18 protein-coding genes are annotated in these 18960 nt (G+C 66.2%); 14 read left to right on the top strand and 4 right to left on the bottom strand.

Going from position 1 to position 18960, the window contains the following annotated elements; genetic code table 11:
- Positions 1–162: 162 nt before the first annotated feature.
- The 10 genes from OIE68_RS44600 (at position 163) to OIE68_RS44555 (ending at position 10581) form a co-directional block, all read left to right on the top strand.
- Positions 163–1362, top strand: a complete 1200-nt coding sequence (locus tag OIE68_RS44600) for a histidine kinase (protein ID WP_327102029.1) — start codon at positions 163–165, stop codon at positions 1360–1362.
- Positions 1363–1495: 133 nt separating this feature from the next.
- Positions 1496–2293: a LytTR family DNA-binding domain-containing protein gene (locus OIE68_RS44595; protein ID WP_327096898.1), complete on the top strand. Its 798-nt coding sequence runs from the start codon at positions 1496–1498 to the stop codon at positions 2291–2293.
- Positions 2290–2655, top strand: a complete 366-nt coding sequence (locus tag OIE68_RS44590) for a hypothetical protein (RefSeq protein WP_327096897.1) — start codon at positions 2290–2292, stop codon at positions 2653–2655. The genes OIE68_RS44595 and OIE68_RS44590 overlap by 4 nt, the downstream gene beginning before the upstream one ends.
- A gap of 180 nt (positions 2656–2835) precedes the next feature.
- Positions 2836–4593, top strand: coding sequence for a cation acetate symporter (locus OIE68_RS44585; RefSeq protein ID WP_327096896.1), 1758 nt, complete (start codon positions 2836–2838; stop codon positions 4591–4593).
- 139 nt (positions 4594–4732) lie between these two features.
- Positions 4733–5095 (top strand): DUF485 domain-containing protein, encoded by a 363-nt coding sequence (locus OIE68_RS44580; protein WP_327096895.1) that lies wholly within the window; start codon positions 4733–4735, stop codon positions 5093–5095.
- The gene (locus OIE68_RS44575; protein WP_327096894.1) at positions 5092–6729 is read left to right on the top strand and encodes a cation acetate symporter; all 1638 of its coding nucleotides are present in this window, start codon (positions 5092–5094) and stop codon (positions 6727–6729) included. The genes OIE68_RS44580 and OIE68_RS44575 overlap by 4 nt, the downstream gene beginning before the upstream one ends.
- Positions 6730–6781: 52 nt before the next feature.
- Positions 6782–8710, top strand: coding sequence for an acetate--CoA ligase (gene acs / locus OIE68_RS44570; protein ID WP_327096893.1), 1929 nt, complete (start codon positions 6782–6784; stop codon positions 8708–8710).
- Between the two features lie 184 nt (positions 8711–8894).
- Positions 8895–9539, top strand: coding sequence for a hypothetical protein (locus OIE68_RS44565; RefSeq protein WP_327096892.1), 645 nt, complete (start codon positions 8895–8897; stop codon positions 9537–9539).
- Entirely contained in the window at positions 9529–10113 is a 585-nt protein-coding gene (locus OIE68_RS44560; RefSeq protein WP_051181874.1) for a DUF6529 family protein, read from the top strand. The genes OIE68_RS44565 and OIE68_RS44560 overlap by 11 nt, the downstream gene beginning before the upstream one ends.
- Before the next feature lie 12 nt (positions 10114–10125).
- Positions 10126–10581: a Rieske (2Fe-2S) protein gene (locus tag OIE68_RS44555; protein ID WP_327096891.1), complete on the top strand. Its 456-nt coding sequence runs from the start codon at positions 10126–10128 to the stop codon at positions 10579–10581.
- A 55-nt stretch (positions 10582–10636) separates the two neighbouring features.
- On the opposite strand, the gene OIE68_RS44550 is transcribed toward OIE68_RS44555, so the two are convergent.
- Entirely contained in the window at positions 10637–11104 is a 468-nt protein-coding gene (locus OIE68_RS44550) for a VOC family protein (RefSeq protein ID WP_327096890.1), read from the bottom strand.
- Positions 11105–11196: 92 nt separating this feature from the next.
- On the bottom strand, positions 11197–12150 hold the full coding sequence (locus OIE68_RS44545; RefSeq protein WP_327096889.1) for a hypothetical protein: 954 nt from the start codon (positions 12148–12150) through the stop codon (positions 11197–11199).
- Between the two features lie 77 nt (positions 12151–12227).
- Here OIE68_RS44545 and lspA point away from each other — a divergent pair, with 77 nt between their 5' ends.
- From lspA to OIE68_RS44530, 3 genes are all read left to right on the top strand, one after another.
- Positions 12228–12929, top strand: a complete 702-nt coding sequence (gene lspA, locus OIE68_RS44540; protein ID WP_327096888.1) for a signal peptidase II — start codon at positions 12228–12230, stop codon at positions 12927–12929.
- A 64-nt stretch (positions 12930–12993) separates the two neighbouring features.
- Positions 12994–13920 carry an RluA family pseudouridine synthase gene (locus OIE68_RS44535; protein ID WP_327096887.1) on the top strand — a complete coding sequence of 309 codons (927 nt, stop codon included), beginning with the start codon at positions 12994–12996 and terminating at the stop codon, positions 13918–13920.
- Positions 13913–14572, top strand: a complete 660-nt coding sequence (locus OIE68_RS44530; protein ID WP_327096886.1) for a hypothetical protein — start codon at positions 13913–13915, stop codon at positions 14570–14572. The genes OIE68_RS44535 and OIE68_RS44530 overlap by 8 nt, the downstream gene beginning before the upstream one ends.
- Here the strand turns inward: OIE68_RS44530 and OIE68_RS44525 are convergent.
- Both OIE68_RS44525 and OIE68_RS44520 read right to left on the bottom strand, forming a co-directional pair.
- On the bottom strand, positions 14566–15393 hold the full coding sequence (locus OIE68_RS44525; RefSeq protein ID WP_327096885.1) for a PhzF family phenazine biosynthesis protein: 828 nt from the start codon (positions 15391–15393) through the stop codon (positions 14566–14568). The genes OIE68_RS44530 and OIE68_RS44525 overlap by 7 nt on opposite strands.
- Positions 15394–15472: 79 nt before the next feature.
- Complete coding sequence (locus OIE68_RS44520) at positions 15473–17896, bottom strand: HAD-IC family P-type ATPase (protein WP_327096884.1); 2424 nt, start codon at positions 17894–17896, stop codon at positions 15473–15475.
- Here OIE68_RS44520 and rarD point away from each other — a divergent pair.
- Positions 17895–18851 carry an EamA family transporter RarD gene (rarD, locus tag OIE68_RS44515; RefSeq protein ID WP_419150653.1) on the top strand — a complete coding sequence of 319 codons (957 nt, stop codon included), beginning with the start codon at positions 17895–17897 and terminating at the stop codon, positions 18849–18851. The genes OIE68_RS44520 and rarD overlap by 2 nt on opposite strands.
- Positions 18852–18960 lie beyond the last annotated feature (109 nt).

Here is an 18960-nt window from a genome sequence, read left to right as displayed (position 1 = left end):
GGATACGGATTCTGGTGGTGCTGTCAGTTCGATCGGCGCTGTCGGGCGCGGATTCGGTCGACGCTATTAGACCGATCGGCACTGTTGGGCGCGGATTCGGTCGGCCCGCCGCGATAATCAGGCGATGAGGTGGCTGCGGCGGAGACGTTCAGTGGGCGCGCGATGACGACCGCCGTTGTCGCGGCAGTGGCCGGCGCGGTATTGATCGTCGGTGCACTGCTGGTCTGGTCTCGAACCCGACGAGTGGTAACCACTCCGGCCGAGCGGGCGGTGTACAGCGCACTGCATACGGCGTCACTTGCCGCGCGGCCGTTGCGGCAGGGGTTGAACGATCGGTCCGCTCAGGAGGCCGCGCCGCACTTGCGGACACTCACCGGGGCCGACGCGCTGGGCGTTGCCGATCCGGATGGCACGCTGCTGGCTTGGGACGGGCCGCATTCGGATCTGGCCGAGCCGTTCGCCGATGCGGCCAGGCGGGCGGTGGCGACCGAGCGGCCAGTGCTGGTGTCGGGGCCTGGTCGCAGTGAACATGCCGGGCGAACACTCATCGCGCAGCCGCTGCTCATCGAAAATGGCGGGGTGGCAGGGGCTTTGGGGGTGGTGACCACCGGGAAGCCGGAGCCCGGGCGGCTGGGTGCGGTCGCGGAGGTGGCGCGATACGCCTGCGGGCAGCTGGAATTGGCGGAACTGGACGCCTCGCGGGCTCGCCTCGATCGGGCCGAGGTGCGCGCGTTGCGCGCCCAGATCAGCCCGCATTTCATCTATAACGCGCTCAATACCGTTGCGTCCTTTGTACGTACCGATCCGGATCGGGCGCGCGAGCTGATCCTGGAGTTCGCGGACTTCACCCGATATTCCTTCCGTGCCGCGGGCGAATTCACGCTGCTCTCCGACGAACTGCGCAATATCGAGCGGTATCTGGCGCTGGAACGCGCCCGGTTCGGTGATGCCTTGCAGGTGCGGTTGCAGATCGCGCCGGAAGTGCTCGGCGTCGTACTGCCTTTCCTGGCGCTGCAACCGTTGGTGGAGAACGCGGTTCGGCATGGCTTGGCCGGGGCGACGCGCGGCGGCACGGTGACCATCGTCGCGGCCGATGCGGGTACCGACTGCGTGATCAGCGTCGAGGACGACGGAATCGGGATGGATCCGGATCTGCTGCGCTCCGGCGCGCTCGATGCCATCGAAACCGGTACCGGCCCAGCGGGTTCCGGCGAATCCGCGCATGTGGGCCTGGCCAATGTCGACGACCGGCTGCGGGCGACCTTCGGCAATGACTACGGCCTGATCGTGGAGACCGCCCCCGGCGCAGGCACCAAGGTGAGCCTGCGCGTCCCGAAGTTCCGCGCCGGCATCCAGGCCTGACCTCACCCGCCTGCTCCGCACGGCACCCGGCTCCTGCGCGACCGCACGGCTCCACCGACAAACGCGCGTGAAGTCAGCCCGGTGTCGACATCCGGGTCAACGGTGCAGAGGCTCCGCTTACGATGGAACGACTGTGACCCGGACCACCGACCAGCCCGCCGCCGCACTGCGTGTGCTCGCCGTGGACGACGAGAAGCCCGCTCTGGACGAGCTGGTGTATTTGCTGCGCGCGCAGCCGGGGGTCGGTGAAATCCACAACGCTAGCGATGCGACCAGTGCATTGCGGCTGATGCGGGCGCATCCGATCGATGCGGTATTCCTCGATATCAATATGCCCGGGCTGGACGGCATGGAATTGGCCGGCATCCTGTCCGAGTTCGCGAACCCGCCCGCAGTGGTGTTCGTGACGGCCCACGATGACCAGGCGATCGCGGCCTTCGATCTGGGTGCGGTGGACTATCTGCTCAAACCGCTGCGCGAGGCGCGATTGGCGGAGGCGGTGCGGCGGATCGTCACGGCACGTGCGACACCTTCCCCGGCCGTCACGGCCCCGCGCACCGACCCCAATGAGGTGATTCCGGTCGAGCTGGGTGGGGTCACCACGCTGGTACACCGGTCGAGTGTCAGCTGGGTGGAGGCGGAGGGCGATTACGCCCGACTGCACACCAGCAGCGGCTCGCATCTGGTGCGGATTCCGTTGTCGGCGTTGGAATCCCGGTGGGAGAACGCCGGATTCCTGCGGGTGCACCGGTCTTATCTGGTGGCGTTGCGGTTGGTGACCGGGCTGCGCACGGTCGGCACCGGAACGGTGGTGCGGCTGCGGGCCGACGGCAATGCCGCGGCGGTGGAGTTGCCGGTGAGCCGTCGGCAAGTGCGGGAGCTGAAGCAACGGCTGGTGCACGGGCCGCGACAGCAGTGGACGAATCCGTGACCACTCCGCAGCGTCCGACCAGACAGCGCGTCGTGCTCGCCGAACGCCGCGGTGCGCGACGCGCGCGGACCCGCACGGAGGTGGTCGAGCAGACCGAGATCGGCGAGGCCCTGATCGGCGGGCTGATTCGGGCGCAGTTGGGGTTGGCGGTGCGGGTCGGGTTGGTCATGGTGCTCGTATTGTGTTCGCTTCCGGTGCTTTTCCGGCTCGGGTCGGCGGGATCGTTCGTTCTGCTCGGGGTACGGCTGCCGTGGCTGCTGCTCGGCATTGCCGTGTATCCGGTGCTGTATGGCGCAGGACGGCTGTACGTCCGACTCGCCGAACGCAATGAGCAGGACTTCCTGGAATTGGCCGAGGACTGACCGGATGTTTCGCGCCGCAACACAGCTCGCGCACCGCCGCTCGGCAAAGTCTCCATGTGCCAGCACATGTCGAATGGGCGGCAACTCGGTCGGCGGCGAAGAAAGCGCTCGTACCGCATCACGGGCCGCCGCCGTGCACCAGCACTGCCGACCGGATGCCGGAACAGATCGGGGGATGCCGTGAACACGGCGACGGCCCCAGCGCTCACGGTGCTCGCGCTACTGTTCGCGGCCCTCGCCACGGTCGCGATCGGCGTCTACGGTGTTCGGTTGGCGCGCACCACCTCCGACTTCCTGGTCGCCTCACGCAGCGTCGGGCCGCGCTGGAATGCGGCGGCGATCTCCGGCGAATACCTCTCGGCCGCTTCATTTCTCGGGGTCGCGGGACTGATCGCGAAATACGGCGCGGACGCGCTCTGGTATCCGGTCGGGTTCACCGCCGGATATCTCGGGCTACTGCTGTTCGTCGCCGCGCCGCTGCGCCGGTCGGGCGCGTACACCGTGCCCGATTTCGCGGAGTTCCGACTCGGCTCGCTGCGGCTGCGCAGGCTGGCGGCGGTCGTTGTGGTGCTGGTCTGCGGGGTGTATCTCATTCCGCAGTTCCAGGGCGCGGGGCTCACGCTGCACATCTTGCTGAATGTGCCGAAATGGGTCGGCGCGGTGGCGGTGGGCGCGATCATCATCGCGAATGTGGCCGGCGGCGGCATGCGGTCGATCACGCTGGTGCAGGCCTTCCAGTACTGGCTGAAGCTGACCGCGGTGGCGATTCCGGCGCTGGTGCTGCTCGGACATTTCCTGGCCGAGGATCGCGAACTCGGCACCCCCGCTCCCCCGGTGGTCGCCGAGCGCACCACGGTGGATGTCAGCACCGGAGTGGTGGTGCAGGTCAGTGCACCGCAACAGGTTTCGATCACCGGAACGCTCGACGATCGCACGGTGGACGGTCCGGTCCTGCTCACACCCGGCGCACACGAACTGGCGGCGGGCACCGAACTGACCCTGGAGGCGGGCTCCACCGTCCCGGTGGTGGCCGGAGCGCCGACGGACGGTGCGGCCTGGCTGGCGCCCGGCGGCGGATTCGGCGGCACCCATCCCACCTACCAGGTGTATTCGCTGATCATCGCCACGTTCCTGGGCACGATGGGACTTCCGCACGTACTGGTGCGGTTCTATACGAATCCCGATGGCCGCGCGGCGCGCACGACCGCACTCGCGGTGATCGGCCTGGTCGGGGTGTTCTACCTCTTCCCCATTCTGCTGGGGGTTTTCGCGCGGCTGTACGTGCCGCAGTTGCTGATCACCGGCACCTCCGATGCCGCCGTGGTGCTGCTGCCCGGATCAGTGCTGGCGGGCCTGCCTGGACAACTGCTGGCGGCACTGGCCGCGGCGGGTGCGATCGCGGCGTTTCTTTCCACTTCGTCCGGGCTGTTGGTCAGCATCGCGGGTGTGCTCAGCACAGATATGCTGCGTGGACGGATTCGCGACTTCCGGGCAGCCGCAGTATTCGCCGGTGCTGTGCCCCTTGGTGTTTCGATCATGGTGGTCTCGCTGGACCTGTCCCGCACTGTCGCCCTTGCCTTTTCGGTCGCGGCCTCGACATTGTGTCCGCTGCTCGTGCTCGGCATCTGGTGGCGCGGTCTGACGGCCAAGGGCGCGGCCACCGGACTGATCGTGGGTGGTCTGGCAGCGGGCGGTGCGACCGCGGTTTCGGTGACCGGCGGCATCTCCGACGAGCTCGCAGACGGCTGGCTCGCGGCCGTCCTCGGCTATCCGGCGGCGCTCAGCGTACCGCTGGCATTCGCATCGATGGTCCTGGTCAGCGTGCTTACACGCGGTCAGAGCGCCCGCACGATCGGGCGCATCTTCGTTCGAATGCACGCGCCGGAGCGGCTGGGTATGGGCGCGGACCGGGAGCGTGCCATCGGGCTCAGCCGCTGACCGTTCGTCGCGGCCAGCCGACCGTTCACCGCACAAACCGGCGCCTTCACAGAGTGATCCACGCCACATCATGAATCCCTCACGAGGGTCCCCTTATGGTCGGCGGACAGTAAGTCACGTCACACGCTAGGACCCTGCGATGACCAGTATCGACCTCGACAAAGATGGCACGCCACCGCGGCGCACGCCGACAGCGGAGGATTTCGCCGCCGTCCAGTCGAGTCCCCAGTTCCAGGAATTGCGAAGCCGGTTGCGCCGCTTCATCTTTCCGATGACCGCACTGTTCCTGGTCTGGTACCTGAGCTATGTGTTGCTCGGCGCCTATGCGCACGACTTCATGGCCACCCAGGTCATCGGCAATATCAATCTCGGCCTGCTGCTCGGCCTCGGGCAATTCGTCTCGACGTTCGTGATCACCTGGCTGTATGTCCGGTTCGCCAATAGGGAACTGGATCCGCGCGCCGCGTCGATCCGCAACTACCTCGAGGGAGACCAGGCGTGAGTACGCAATACCTGTCCGCCGCCGAGAAGGTCGGCAATCCCGCCGCGAATATCGCCATTTTCGGCCTGTTCGTGGCGATCACGATGATCGTGGTGATCCGGGCCAGCCGCAATAACCGCACCGCCGCCGACTACTTCACCGGCGGCCGCGGCTTCACCGGCCCGCAGAACGGCATCGCCATCGCGGGCGATTACCTTTCCGCCGCAAGCTTTCTCGGCATCGCCGGCGCCATCGCGGTATACGGCTACGACGGGTTCCTGTACTCGATCGGCTTCCTGGTGGCCTGGCTGGTCGCACTCCTGCTGGTCGCCGAAATGCTCAGGAACACCGGCAAATTCACCATGGCGGATGTGCTGAGCTTCCGACTGAAAGAAGGTCCGGTCCGCACCGCCGCCGCGCTGACCACGCTCGCGGTCTCACTGTTCTATCTGCTTGCGCAGATGGCGGGCGCGGGCGGTCTGGTCGCGCTGCTGCTCGATATCTCCGATAAGACCGGGCAGAGCATCGTCATTGCCGTCGTCGGCGTGCTGATGATCGTGTATGTGCTGGTCGGCGGCATGAAGGGCACCACATGGGTGCAGATCATCAAAGCGGTGCTGCTCATTACCGGCGCGGCGCTGATGACGGTGATGGTGTTCGCCAAGTTCGGCTTCAACTTCTCCGACATCCTCGGCTCGGCACAGGATGCGGTGCACGGTTCCAAGACCAAGGGCGTGGCCGCCCGTGACGTGCTCGCTCCCGGCGCCCAGTACGGCGGCACCGCGACCTCCAAGCTGAACTTCGTCTCGCTCGGCCTGGCACTGGTGCTCGGCACCGCGGGTCTGCCGCATGTGCTGATGCGCTTCTACACCGTGCCGACCGCGAAAGAGGCACGGCGATCGGTGGTTTGGGCGATCGGCCTGATCGGTGCGTTCTACCTGTTCACCCTGGTGCTCGGTTATGGTGCGGCCGCCATTGTCGGACCGGATCGCATTCTCGCCGCGGCGGGCGGGCAGAATTCGGCGGCGCCGCTGCTGGCCTTCGAACTCGGCGGCGTAATCCTGCTCGGCATTATTTCCGCGGTCGCCTTCGCCACCATCCTCGCGGTCGTCGCGGGCCTGACCATCACCGCATCGGCATCGTTCGCGCACGATATCTACGCGAGCGTAATCAAGAAGGGGCAGGTCGACGAGAACAAGCAGGTCAGGGTATCCCGGATCACTGCGGTGGTGATCGGTGCGCTGGCCATCGGCCTCGGCATCCTGGCCAACGGCCAGAACATCGCCTTCCTGGTGGCGCTGGCCTTCGCGGTCGCGGCGGCGGCGAATCTGCCGACCATCGTGTACTCGCTGTTCTGGAAGCGGTTCAACACCACCGGCGCTCTGTTCAGCATGTACGGCGGCCTGATCTCGACCATTGTGCTGATCGTGTTCTCCCCCGCGGTATCCGGGACGAAGACCTCGATGATTCCGGGCTCGGATTTCGATTGGTTCCCGCTGTCGAATCCGGGAATCGTCTCCATTCCACTGGCTTTCGTACTCGGTGTGGTCGGTACCTTCCTCGGCGGGCGCAAGCCGGAGAATCCGGCGAAGCAGGCCGAGATGGAGGTTCGCTCGCTCACCGGTGTCGGCGCGGAGAAGGCGGTCGTGCACTGACCACATCCGACTGAGCTTGCCGCCCTTGTTGTTTCGAGAGGATAGATCGACGTTGACCAGTGCAACCACCGACCCGACCACCTACCCGCCGGATGCGGCATTTACCGCGAGCGCCAATGCCGATGCGGCACTGTACGATCGCGCCGCCGCCGATCAGCTGGAGTTCTGGGCCGAACAGGCTCGGCGGTTGCACTGGCATCAGCCGTGGACCCAGGTCCTCGACTGGAGCGACGCACCGGTCGCGAAATGGTTCGTCGACGGCAAACTCAATGTCGCCTACAACTGCGTGGACCGGCACGTACTCGACGGATACGGCGAGCAGGTGGCCATCCACTGGGAGGGCGAACCGGGCGACTCTCGCGATATCACCTACGGCGAGTTGCTCGCCGAAGTATCCAGGGCGGCAAACTATTTCACCGAGCTAGGGCTGCGAACCGGCGATCGAGTCGCCATCTACATGCCGATGGTGCCGGAGGCGATCGTCGCCATGCTGGCCTGTGCCCGGCTCGGGCTCACCCATTCGGTGGTATTCGCCGGATTCTCGCCGACTGCCCTGCGCCAGCGGGTCGACGATGCCGGGGCCCGACTGGTGATCACCACCGACGGCCAGTGGCGGCGCGGTACCGCCGCACCGCTGAAGGCCGCCGTCGACGAGGCGCTTACCGATGGCGAGCACACCGTTGAGCACGTACTCGTGGTGCGGCGCACCAACATCGAGGTGCCGTGGACCGAGGGCCGCGATCTGTGGTGGCACGACACCGTCACCGACGCATCCCCCGCTCACGAGGCGCAGGCCTTCGACGCCGAACATCCGCTGTTCATCCTCTACACCTCGGGCACCACCGGAAAACCCAAGGGCATCCTGCACACCACCGGCGGCTATCTCACCCAGGCCGCCTACACCCACCACAACGTCTTCGATCATCGAGCGGGACAAGACGTTTACTGGTGCACCGCCGATATCGGCTGGGTCACCGGACACAGCTACATCGTCTACGGACCGCTGGCCAACCGCACGACCCAGGTCGTCTACGAGGGCACCCCCAACTCCCCCGATGAGCACCGGCATTTCGATATCATCGAAAAGTACGGCGTCACCATCTATTACACCGCACCCACCCTGGTGCGGACCTTCATGAAGTGGGGTCGCGAGATTCCGGACGCGCACGACCTGTCCTCACTGCGACTGCTCGGCAGCGTCGGCGAACCGATCAATCCGGAAGCCTGGCGCTGGTACCGCGAGGTATTGGGCGGCAATCGGACTCCCATCGTGGATACCTGGTGGCAGACCGAGACCGGCGCCATCATGATCTCCCCGCTGCCCGGTGTGACGGCGGCCAAACCGGGTGCGGCCATGACCCCGCTGCCCGGCATCTCCGCGAAGATCGTCGACGACGACGGCGCCGAACTCGCGCACGGCAGCTCCGGACTGCTGGTACTGGATCAACCGTGGCCCTCGATGCTGCGCGGTATCTGGGGTGATATGGACCGGTTCCGCGAGACATACTGGGACCGATTCGCCGACCGCGGCTGGTATTTCGCCGGTGACGGCGCCAAGTTCGACGCCGGCGGCGACCTCTGGGTACTCGGCCGGGTCGACGATGTCATGAATGTGTCCGGCCACCGGATCTCCACCGCCGAGGTCGAATCCGCGCTCGTCGGACATGCCTCTGTCGCCGAGGCCGCGGTGGTCGGCGCGAACGATGCGACCACCGGACAGGCCATCGTCGCCTTCGTCATTCTCACCGCGGGCGCGCACAATTCCGGCGATGCGCTGATCGGTGAACTGAAAGCCGCTGTCTCCCAGGAGATCAGCCCAATTGCCCGACCGAGGGAGATCCATATCGTCCCGGAACTCCCGAAAACCCGCAGCGGCAAGATCATGCGCCGCCTGCTCCGCGATGTCGCAGAGGGTCGAGAACTCGGCGATACGTCGACCCTCGTCGATCCGAAGGTCTTCGAGGCCATCGCCCGCGGATAGGCGCCGCCCCCCAGCGGCGGACCCGGCCACCACGACGATGAGGGGGACCGGGTCCGCCGCTTCACGTCTCAGTCGAGACACGCCGTGGGTCGGCTGCCGCGAATGCCCCGTTTGAACCGCTCCCGGGTCTGCCACGTAGACAATTCGAACAGCGGTGCTGGCGGCCGCATATCGAGGAGACCCTATGAAACGACTCGGACCGTGGCTCACCCTGGCGGCAGTGGCCGTACTCGGCCTCGTCCTACTGGTCATCAATATGTCCAAGGACACCGAACCATCCACTGCGAATACGAATGCGGTGGTCACGACCGCGCCCACGACGCCGCCACCGACCACCACCGCGGCTGTTCCCTTCCCCGGCAAGGCCGACTATGTGGGCACCATCCCGCTGGCCTCCGGCGGCACCATCACACTCGAGATCACCGTCGCGGGCGACAAGGCCATCGCATATGCCTGTGACGGCAAGAGCATCGAGTCCTGGCTACGAGGTCCCGCCACGAACGGGTCCTTGCAGCTGGCCGGCAAAGACGACGCGAAACTGACCGGCACCTTCGACGGCAAGGCGGTGCGCGGGACGCTCTGGATCGGCGGCAAGCAGTGGAGCTACACCGCGAATCCGGTGCAACCACCCGCCGGACTGTATGTCTACAGCGAGGCGGGCACCCGCCAGAGCTGGATCGTCGATGCGAACGGCGGCGTCACCGGCGTCCAACGCAATCCCGACGGCTCCACCACCCCCGCCGTCGGCCTCGCGCCGGACGTGACGGCCATCGTCAACGGCAACAAGGTCACCGCGAACAAGGTAAGTGGTGGTGACAGTGTCGGCTGATCGAGAAGCGCCGACGGTACGGGTGAATCCGGGCCGAGCGTCGGCGGCGGCCATCATCATTCCGCTGCTCGTCGGCGCGGCAGTTTCGGTACTGCTCGGCGTCTACGCGAAACAGCATGAGCCACGGTTCTTTTCGATCAATGTCGCCGGATTCTCCAGTCCGGTCGCGGTGAAGACCTGGCTGGCTACCCTGGCCACCGCACTCGCGCTGTTCCAATTGGTTTCGGCGCTGACCATGTATGGCAAGCTCGGCGCGATCTTCCCGAAGACCCCGTCCTGGATCGCACCTGCGCATGTCTGGTCAGGCCGACTCGCCGTACTCGTCACCGTCCCGGTCGCCGTGCACTGCCTGTTCGCCTTGGGTTTTCAGGACTACGAAAACCGCGTACTCATCCATTCCCTGCTCGGTTGCTTCTTTTACGGAGCATTCGTCGCCAAGATGCTGCTACTGACCCGAAAGGGCCTGCCCGGCTGGATCATTCCGGTCGCGGGCGGCCTGGTACTCGCCGGGCTGACCGGCCTCTGGCTCACCTCAGCCCTGTGGTTCTTCCAGCACAACGGCATCACCTTCTGATCGGAGTCCGATATGACCAACGATGATCTCGTCCTCGACCGCCGCCACGTCGTAATCGCGGGCGCCGGGGCGGTGGCCGCCATGGCCGCACTGACCGCATGCACCACCTACGGCAAGACCGACGCCCCCGCGGCCGAACCCCCCAAGGCCGCCGCCGGATCGACCGGACCGAATGTCGCCGCCGGACAGCCGAATGCCATCGCCTCCACCGCCGAGGTGCCGGTCGGCGGTGGTGTGATCAAGGGCGATGTGGTGGTGACCCAGCCGAATGCCGGCTCCTTCGTCGGCCTGTCCTCGACCTGCACACACGCGGGGTGCAAGGTCGCGACGGTTTCCGGCGGCACCATCAACTGTGCCTGCCACGGCAGCAAATTCGGTCTCGACGGCTCGGTCGTCAACGGCCCGGCCACCCAGCCGCTCGCCCCGAACTCCGTTCACGTCGAGGGTGACTCGATCGTGCTGGGGTAACCAGTGCGCTATCGGCCGCGCGGCACACCGACCGCGCGGTTGATCGCACAAACGCTCAGGCCCCGCCGAACAATTCGGCCATCCGCCGGTCCATCTCATCCGGCGGCACATCCTCGACGTGCGTGGCCACGGTCCACCGGTGGCCCCACGGATCCTCGAACGCACCACTGCGATCACCGTAGAACTGGGTGGTCATCGGGGTGAGCTCCTTAGCGCCCGCGGCGAGGGCGGCGCTGAAGGCCGCATCAGCGTCCTCGACATAGACGTAGAGATTGACCGGCGTGCCGCCGACCGTCTTCGGGTCGAGGAAATCCATATCGGGGGCCGGATCACCGACCATGATGAGCGAATTGCCGAACATGAGTTCGCAGTGTGCGATCTTGCCGTCCGGACCAGGCATGCGCATCCGTTCCGATGCGCCGAAAATATTCTTGTAGAAGTCGATGGCGGCAGCGGCCCCATCGATTGCCAATCCCGGCGAGACCACCGGATAACCCTCGGGGATCGGTTTCACATCGGACATGGGATACCTCCGATCGAGGCGTTTGTCGGACAGGTGCGAGCCTATTCCTCACCCGAGGGCGACATGTCTGATCGGCGCAAACAGCTACGGACTCATTCGTTCCAGGTGACCTGCGTATTGATCGTCTGCTGCAGCATGCTCGCGCTGCGCGGGTCGCGGTAGGCCTGGTGTCCGCCGACAGTGATCGAGCCCGCGACCGGCAGCGGCAGGCCCAGGTCGACGGTGATCGTGCCCGAGCCCTGCATGACGTAATCCTTGATATCGAGGGTGCCCGCATTATTGGGCAGCGACCACACCTGCGACTTCGGTTTCTGGGTCACCTCGAGTTCGATGGTCAGCCGGTCGCCCTCGCGCTTGGTCAGCGTCGCGGTGGTCACCTGATCGAGGGCGACACCGCCGTCGACCTCCTGCTGCACCGTCCACACCGCACCTTCACCGACCGGTTGGTCGGGAAAGGTGATCGAACGGTAGACCGCCTGGTAGAAGGCCTGTTCCAAGGCCGCGCGGGCGTTATTGGAGGTGTCCGGTGCCGGGGCGAGCCGCAGCGCGGTGATCGCGCCGAGTTCGCTCATATCGAATCCGGCGTGCGAACCGTCGGCGGCGGTGAGCGCCTTCGCCAGCGACGGATCCGGGGTGGAAATGGTGCCGAGAGTCAACTCGACGCCGTCACCATCGGTTTGCGCCGTCATCGGAATCGTCAATGCGGGCGAGGAGAAATCGCTCGGCGGCTGATCATTTATCTGCTGCTCGATGTGGTGATCTGTGCGCAGCGTCACCTGCTGCACCGTGCCCGCCGGATAGCCGGGACGCAGCAGCGATCGTGGCTCTTCACCCGCCGAGACGACGGTGGTGACCGCGGCCGAAATCGGCACGGTCACTTCCTTGCCGATGCCGACCGGCTCGGTGCTGTCGGATTCGACACGCGACTCGGCACCGTCGCTACAGCCGACACCGAACGCGGACAGTCCGACCGCGAGCACCATCAGCAGCACACCCGAGCGCGCGATTCGGGGTACGTGGGAGGAAGACAACACCGTCACGAGCATCAGAGTACGACCGCTTCCTGAGTGTCAGCTGGGACATGCAGGTGACCGCGTGCGTCGGGCAAATCGTTACTCGAGAGATGATGGTCGGCGTGAGTGACGACCGGCCGCCCGAGGACAAGTCCGCCGATAGCGCGACGCCACCCAGTGACGACGCAGAAAATCCGACCCCGACCGCTGATCCGGGGAAGCCCGCCGCACCGCTGCGGCTACGCACGCTGCTGATCATCGCCGCGGTATTGCTCGGACTGGACCTGCTCACCAAGACCATTGTCGTGGCCGAGCTGACCCCGGGCGATCCGGTGCCGATCATCGGCGATTTCGCGCGATTGTCGCTGGTACGCAACCCGGGCGCGGCATTCTCGATGGCCACCGGCATGACCTGGCTGCTGACCCTGGTCGCCGCGGCCGTGGTGATCGGGGTGATCCGTATCGGCCGCACGCTGCGCTCGCTGTGGTGGGCAATCGGGCTCGGCATGGTGCTCGGCGGCGCGCTCGGCAATCTGGTCGACCGGTTGTTCCGCGCGCCCGGACCACTACAGGGACATGTGGTGGACTTCATCGCCGTCGGCTGGTGGCCGGTATTCAATCTGGCCGACTCCTCGATCGTGTGCGGCGCGATCCTGCTGGTGGTGCTGACGGTCTTCGGCTTCGAACCCGACGGCACGCGCGCCGGACACGACCACTCCGAAGAGACCGCCACCGAAACCGCCGCGGAGCCGGGCGAGCCCTCGGACAACGGCGCCAACGGTGCGGCCGGCAGCAAGGGGAATGCGGCGTGAGCGAGCGAACCATGTCACGGCGAGCTTCGCTCATGCCGGAACCGAGCGCCAGCGAGGTGGAGGCATGAGAGAAACACGGACCATGCCGGTACCCGACGGACTCGACGGGATGCGCGTCGACGCCGGGCTATCTCGGTTGCTCGGTCTTTCCCGCACCGCCGTGGCTGCGCTGGCCGAGGAGGGTTCGGTGCAGCTCGACGGCGTCGCCGCGGGCAAATCGGATCGGCTCGTGGCGGGTGCCTGGTTGGAGGTCGAGTTCCCGGAACCGAAGCGCGAACTCACCATAGAGCCCGAGCCGGTCGAGGGTATGAAGATCCTCTACGCCGACGATGACATCGTCGCGGTCGACAAGCCGGTCGGCGTAGCGGCGCATACCGGCGTCGGTTGGACCGGGCCGACGGTGGTCGGCGGGCTGGCCGCGGCGGGCTATCGCATCTCGACCTCGGGCGCGCACGAGCGGCAGGGCATTGTGCACCGGCTCGATGTCGGCACCTCCGGGGTCATGGTGGTCGCGCAGTCCGAACACGCGTACACGGTGCTCAAGCGCGCATTCAAACAGCGCACCATCGATAAGCGCTATCACGCACTGGTACAGGGACATCCGGATCCGAGCAGCGGCACCATCGATGCACCGATCGGCCGGGCCCGCGGCGATGCCTGGAAGTTCGCGGTCACCGCGGACGGACGCCCGAGCATTACCCACTACGACACCGTCGAGGCATTCCAGGCGGCCAGCCTGCTCGATATTCATCTGGAAACCGGGCGCACCCACCAGATCCGGGTGCATTTCTCCGCGATCCGGCACCCCTGCTGCGGTGATCTCACCTATGGCGCGGATCCGCGGCTGGCGGAGCGGCTGGGGCTGGAACGGCAATGGCTGCACGCGCGTTCGCTGGGATTCAGCCATCCGGCCGACGGCCGGTATCTGGAGATCACCAGCGAATATCCGGATGATCTGAAGAACGCACTCAACGTGTTGCGCAATGCCTGAAACATTGCGCCGCATTGCCATTGCCGTCGGGGCGGTCGGCTTCGTCGTGCTGATCGTGGTGCTCGGTGTGCTGAATCCCCCGCGACCGTCCGGCATTTCGACCGACCGGCTCGGGCCGGAACGGGGTGAGCATGTGGCGGATTATCTTGCGCGGGCACAGGATTCGCTGTCGGGTTCGGATACCGAGGAGCACTGGGCCCTGGTCTCGTTCACCGAACCCCTCACCCCGGATCAGATTCCGGCGCACAGCGGCGGCCTGCGCATTGCCACGGCAAGCCACCATGTGTCGATCCCGCGGGTGAACACCCCGATCGTCACGGTTCAACTGCCCGCGGGAAATGCGGTAGCCGTGGCGTCCGCCGATAACGCCGCCTGGCAACTACTGGCTCAGCACGCGGCCGACGAACGCACCGACCGCATCAATGCGGTGTCGGCGGGTCGACTGCGCGCCGGGTGCGCTTGCACCGTCGGTCTCGTCGTCCGCGGACCGCTCCCTCAACTCCGAGATCTGGCGGCCCAGAACGGAATCCGCGCGGTACAGGCCCTGCCCGCCGATGCGGTCGCCACCAGTTTCGCGATCGTTCCGCTGCTGCCGGAGTACGAGGACATCGCGCTGCCCGGTACGGATGACGGCGCCGTCCCGGATCAGTAACCGTCATCCGGCAGTGCCACAACGCCATCCAGGTACCGGCGGCAGCGGCCGATGAGCAGTACCCGGTCGCCCGCGAGTTCACAGCGCAGCCTGCCGCCGCGCCGGGACAGCTGACGGGCGCTGAGTTCGGCGCGGCCGAATTCGCGGCTCCACAGCGGAACCAGCTGTGCGTGCGCCGATCCCGTGACCGGATCCTCGACCACGCCGAGATCCGGACCGAAGACCCGGGAGACGAAATCGACGGTATCGCCGGGTGCGGTGATCACCGCGTCGAATGCCAGCGGCGGGAAGGCCGCGAAATTCGGCCGCGCCTCGCGCACTTCACGTTCGGAACCCACCACGATAACCTCGTCGAATCCGGTGTAGGCACGCACCGCACGGACGCCGAGTGCATCGACCAGCGCGGGATCGGGCGCGACCTCCTTGGATTCCAGCGCGGGTAGGTCGAGTACGTATTCGTCGTCATCGGTGCGGTCGACGTGTAGCCAGCCGCTGCGCGTGAAGAAGCTCACCCGGTCCTCGCCGGGATGGATGTCCTCGAGAATCTGCACGGCCGTCGCCATGGTCGCGTGGCCGCACATATCGACCTCCCGGGTCGGGGTGAACCAGCGCAGGTGGACAGCAGGCCACTCCCCGGGTGGACCGCCCGCCGCGACGGGTAATTGCGACGTGTAGAAGGCGGTCTCGGCGAGGTTGTTCTCCTCGGCCAGATGTTGCAACAGCTCGTCCGGCAACCATGTCGACAGCGGCATGACCGCGGCCGGGTTGCCCGAGAACGGTGCGTCGGCGAACGCGTCGATCTGATGCAGCAATACCTCCATAGTCGAGAAGGTACTCCAACCCTGAATAATCGCTTCGCACAAGGCATCTCGCGGCGCGGCGGGTCAGGCGTCCAATTGTTCAGGCGCCCCCGCCCGGTGAGCTCGGGAGTAGCGTGTGCTTCTCGCCCTGAACTGCGGCGGCGATCCACCAGGCGGCCTCGACAAGCACGATGCCGACGCCGCCGCAGATGAACGCCGCGGTGGTGAGCTCGATATTCGAGGGGTCGAGTTTGAAGAAATGCCTGGTGAACGGGATTGTGAACAACAGCACATAGGCGAGGATCGATGCGCCGACGAGTACCACCTTCCACCACACGTACGGCCGGGCCACGATGGCCAGGACCCACACCGCGATCATGATCAGGGTGATGAGCGCGGTGGTGCCCGCCTGCTCCTTCTGCTCGGGGGTGGCATGCGGTCCGGCATAGGCGATCAGATACGCGACGAAGGTGGCGACGCCGATCACCACACCGGACGGAATCGCCAAACGCATAACGCGCGATACGAATCCGGAGCGGGCGCGTTCATTGTTCGGAGCCAGCGAGAGGATGAAGGCCGGAATGCCGATGGTGAACCAGGCCGCGATCGTGACATGCCTTGGCAGGAACGGATATCCGATCGGTTCGTAGTCGAAGATCTGCGAGCCGACACCGGCGAGGCCGACCAGGAAGGCGAGCAGCACCGAGTACACGGTCTTGGTGAGGAACAGATTCGAGACCCGCTCGATATTGCCGATCACCCGGCGGCCCTCGCCGACCACATACGGCAGTGTGGCGAACTTGTTGTCCAACAACACGATCTGGGCGACCGCGCGGGTGGCCGGACTGCCCGAACCCATGGCCACACCGATATCGGAATCCTTCAGCGCCAGTACATCGTTCACACCGTCACCGGTCATAGCGACGGTGTGCCCGCGAGATTGCAAGGCGCCCACCATGGCTCGCTTCTGATCGGGGCGCACCCGGCCGAAAGTGGTCTCACGTTCGAGCACGTCGGCGAGTGCGGCATGATCCTCGGGCAATTCGCGGGCGTCGACCGCGTGATCGCCGCCGCGCAGATCGAGCGAGGAGGCGACCGCACCGACCGACACGGCATTGTCGCCGGAGATCACCTTGATCGAAACCTGCTGGCTGGCAAAGTAATCGAGGGTTTCGCGGGCATCGGGGCGCACCTTCTGCTCGAGTACGACCAGGGCCGCGGGGTCGACGACGCCCGGTGCGTCGGCGGCATCGACCGGACGGTCGCTGCGCGCCAGCAGCAGAATGCGCAGGCCCGAGGACCCGAGTTCCTCTGCGACACGGGCATCTTCGGAACTCGGGTCGAGCAGCACATCGGGTGCGCCGAGCAGCCAGTCGCCGTGCTCGCCGTAGGAGAACCCGCTCCATTTCTTCGCCGAGGAGAACGGCGCGACCGCGGTGTGCTGCCAATTCGGTTTGGCGGTGAGCTCTTCACCGATGGCCTGCACGCTCGCATTCGGGCGCGGATCGTCGGCGGCCATGGCGGCCAAGGCCTGTCGTACCTCGGCATCGTCGAACGTGCCGAGCGTCTTGATATCCGACAGGCGCATCCCGTTCTCGGTGAGCGTGCCGGTCTTATCCGCGCACACCACATCGACGCGGGCCAGGCCCTCGATGGCGGGCAACTCCTGCACCAGACATTTGCGCCTGCCGAGTCGCACCACACCGACCGCGAAGGCGACCGAGGTCATCAGCACCAGGCCCTCGGGCACCATCGGCACCAGGGCCGCGACCATACCGGTGACCGCGGGCCGCCAGGACTCCTTACTGGAGACCAGCTGGTTGTAGATGCTCAGCAGACCCGCCGGGATCAACAGATAGGTGATGACCTTGAGGATGGTGTCGATACCGCTGCGCAATTCGGACTTGACCAGCGTGAACTTGCTCGCCTCTTCGGACAGCTTGGCGGCGTAGGCATCCCGGCCGACCTTCGTCGCACGGTAGGCGCCGGAACCGGAGACGACGTAGCTGCCCGACATCACCGACGCGCCGATCGGCTTGTCCACCGGATCGGCTTCGCCGGTGAGCAGCGATTCGTCGACCTCGAGCAGTGCGGACTCCTCGACCGTGCCGTCGACCACGATCTGGTCGCCGGGGCCGAGCTCGATCAGATCGTCGAGGACGACCTCCTTCGGCGCCACCTCGTGCGACTGTCCGTCGCGGCGCACGGTCGGCTTGGCCTGGCTGACAATGGCCAACTGGTCGAGGGTGCGCTTGGCGCGGACCTCCTGGATGATGCCGACCGCGCTATTGGCGATGATCAGCAGGCCGAACATGCCGTCGATGATCGAGCCGGTCGCCAGCACCAGGATGAACAGCACACCGAGGATGGCATTGATCCGGGTGAAGACATTGGCGCGGACGATGTCGCGTACGGATCGGCTCGCCCGATCCGGCACGTCATTGGTCAGCCCGTCGCGGCGACGTTGCTCGACCTCCGCCGCGGTCAGCCCGGTGACGGCCGTATGGGGCACGGTAATCGACATGACCGCCAGGCTACCGAGAACTACCGTCGGTAGGGTGCAGCGAAGCAGGGCGGTCCCGGGTGTTGTGTTCGGTACAGGCGCATTTCTGATCTGGGGGCTGTTTCCGGCGTACTTCGGGTTGCTGGCCTTCGCCAACCCGGCCGAAGTGGTGGCACAGCGGATTCTGTGGACGTTGGTGCTGGTGCTGGTCGTGCTGGCGATAACCGGGCAGCTCGGTGGGCTGCGCGGAATCGCACCGCGGACCTGGCGGATGGCGGCAGTGGCCATCGCGGCGCTATCGATCAACTGGGGCGTGTACGTCTACGGCGTCACCTCCGGGCATGTGGTGGAGTGTGCGCTGGGGTACTTCATCAATCCGCTGGTAACAGTGGCGTTCGGCGTGCTGATCTTCCGTGAGCGGTTGGCCAGGGCGCAGTGGGCGGCGCTCGGGCTGGGTGCGGCGGCGGTCGCCGTGCTCACCCTCGACTACGGCAGACCGCCACTCATCGCGCTCGCGCTGGCCTGCTCATTCGCCACCTATGGGCTGGTGAAGAAGGTGATTCCGCTCGACGCGCTGCACGGGATCGCGGCCGAGGGGCTGGTCGCCGCACCGTTCGCGCTGGTCTTCGTGATCGTATTCGCGTTGACCGGACACAGTGAATTCGCCAGTGGCATCGCACATTCCGGATTGATGATCTCGACCGGCCCGGTCACCCTGCTGCCACTGCTGCTGTTCGCCGTTGCCGCGCAACGGGTTCCGCTCTCGACCATGGGACTGCTGCAGTACCTCACGCCCGCGCTGCAGATGGCCTGGGGCGTGGCCGTCGCGCATGAGCCGATGCCCGCGTCGCGGTGGGCCGGTTTCGCGCTCATCTGGGCGGCGCTGGCGATTTTCACCGCCGACGCGCTGGTGCGCGGCCGGCGGCGGGCCAGGACCACGCAGCCCGAACCGGCCAGTTCAACAGATCGTCACTGATCTGCCCTTCCCAGCTATGGCTTCGTAGTGAGGGCACAGTTTTCCACGCGATCGCTTGTCGAGTTCGACAGGACGGAACAGCCCATGCCCTCGGGTACATTGACCGCGA

The sequence above is a fragment of the Nocardia vinacea genome, assembly GCF_035920345.1.
GTDB lineage: Bacteria > Actinomycetota > Actinomycetes > Mycobacteriales > Mycobacteriaceae > Nocardia > Nocardia vinacea_A.
Note: the sequence above shows the minus strand (reverse complement) of the source record. Positions and strands in the feature narration are given on the sequence as shown.

Excerpts from the sequence above, each read along its gene's own strand:
- rarD (WP_419150653.1), top strand. The coding sequence starts at position 17,895 with ATGACCGCCAGGCTACCGAGAACTACCGTCGGTAGGGTGCAGCGAAGC.
- OIE68_RS44520 (WP_327096884.1), bottom strand. The coding sequence starts at position 17,896 with ATGTCGATTACCGTGCCCCATACGGCCGTCACCGGGCTGACCGCGGCG.
- OIE68_RS44565 (WP_327096892.1), top strand. The coding sequence starts at position 8,895 with ATGAAACGACTCGGACCGTGGCTCACCCTGGCGGCAGTGGCCGTACTC.
- OIE68_RS44550 (WP_327096890.1), bottom strand. The coding sequence starts at position 11,104 with ATGTCCGATGTGAAACCGATCCCCGAGGGTTATCCGGTGGTCTCGCCG.
- OIE68_RS44545 (WP_327096889.1), bottom strand. The coding sequence starts at position 12,150 with ATGCTCGTGACGGTGTTGTCTTCCTCCCACGTACCCCGAATCGCGCGC.
- OIE68_RS44600 (WP_327102029.1), top strand. The coding sequence starts at position 163 with ATGACGACCGCCGTTGTCGCGGCAGTGGCCGGCGCGGTATTGATCGTC.
- OIE68_RS44580 (WP_327096895.1), top strand. The coding sequence starts at position 4,733 with ATGACCAGTATCGACCTCGACAAAGATGGCACGCCACCGCGGCGCACG.
- OIE68_RS44555 (WP_327096891.1), top strand. The coding sequence starts at position 10,126 with ATGACCAACGATGATCTCGTCCTCGACCGCCGCCACGTCGTAATCGCG.
- OIE68_RS44530 (WP_327096886.1), top strand. The coding sequence starts at position 13,913 with ATGCCTGAAACATTGCGCCGCATTGCCATTGCCGTCGGGGCGGTCGGC.
- OIE68_RS44535 (WP_327096887.1), top strand. The coding sequence starts at position 12,994 with ATGAGAGAAACACGGACCATGCCGGTACCCGACGGACTCGACGGGATG.
- lspA (WP_327096888.1), top strand. The coding sequence starts at position 12,228 with ATGATGGTCGGCGTGAGTGACGACCGGCCGCCCGAGGACAAGTCCGCC.
- OIE68_RS44525 (WP_327096885.1), bottom strand. The coding sequence starts at position 15,393 with ATGGAGGTATTGCTGCATCAGATCGACGCGTTCGCCGACGCACCGTTC.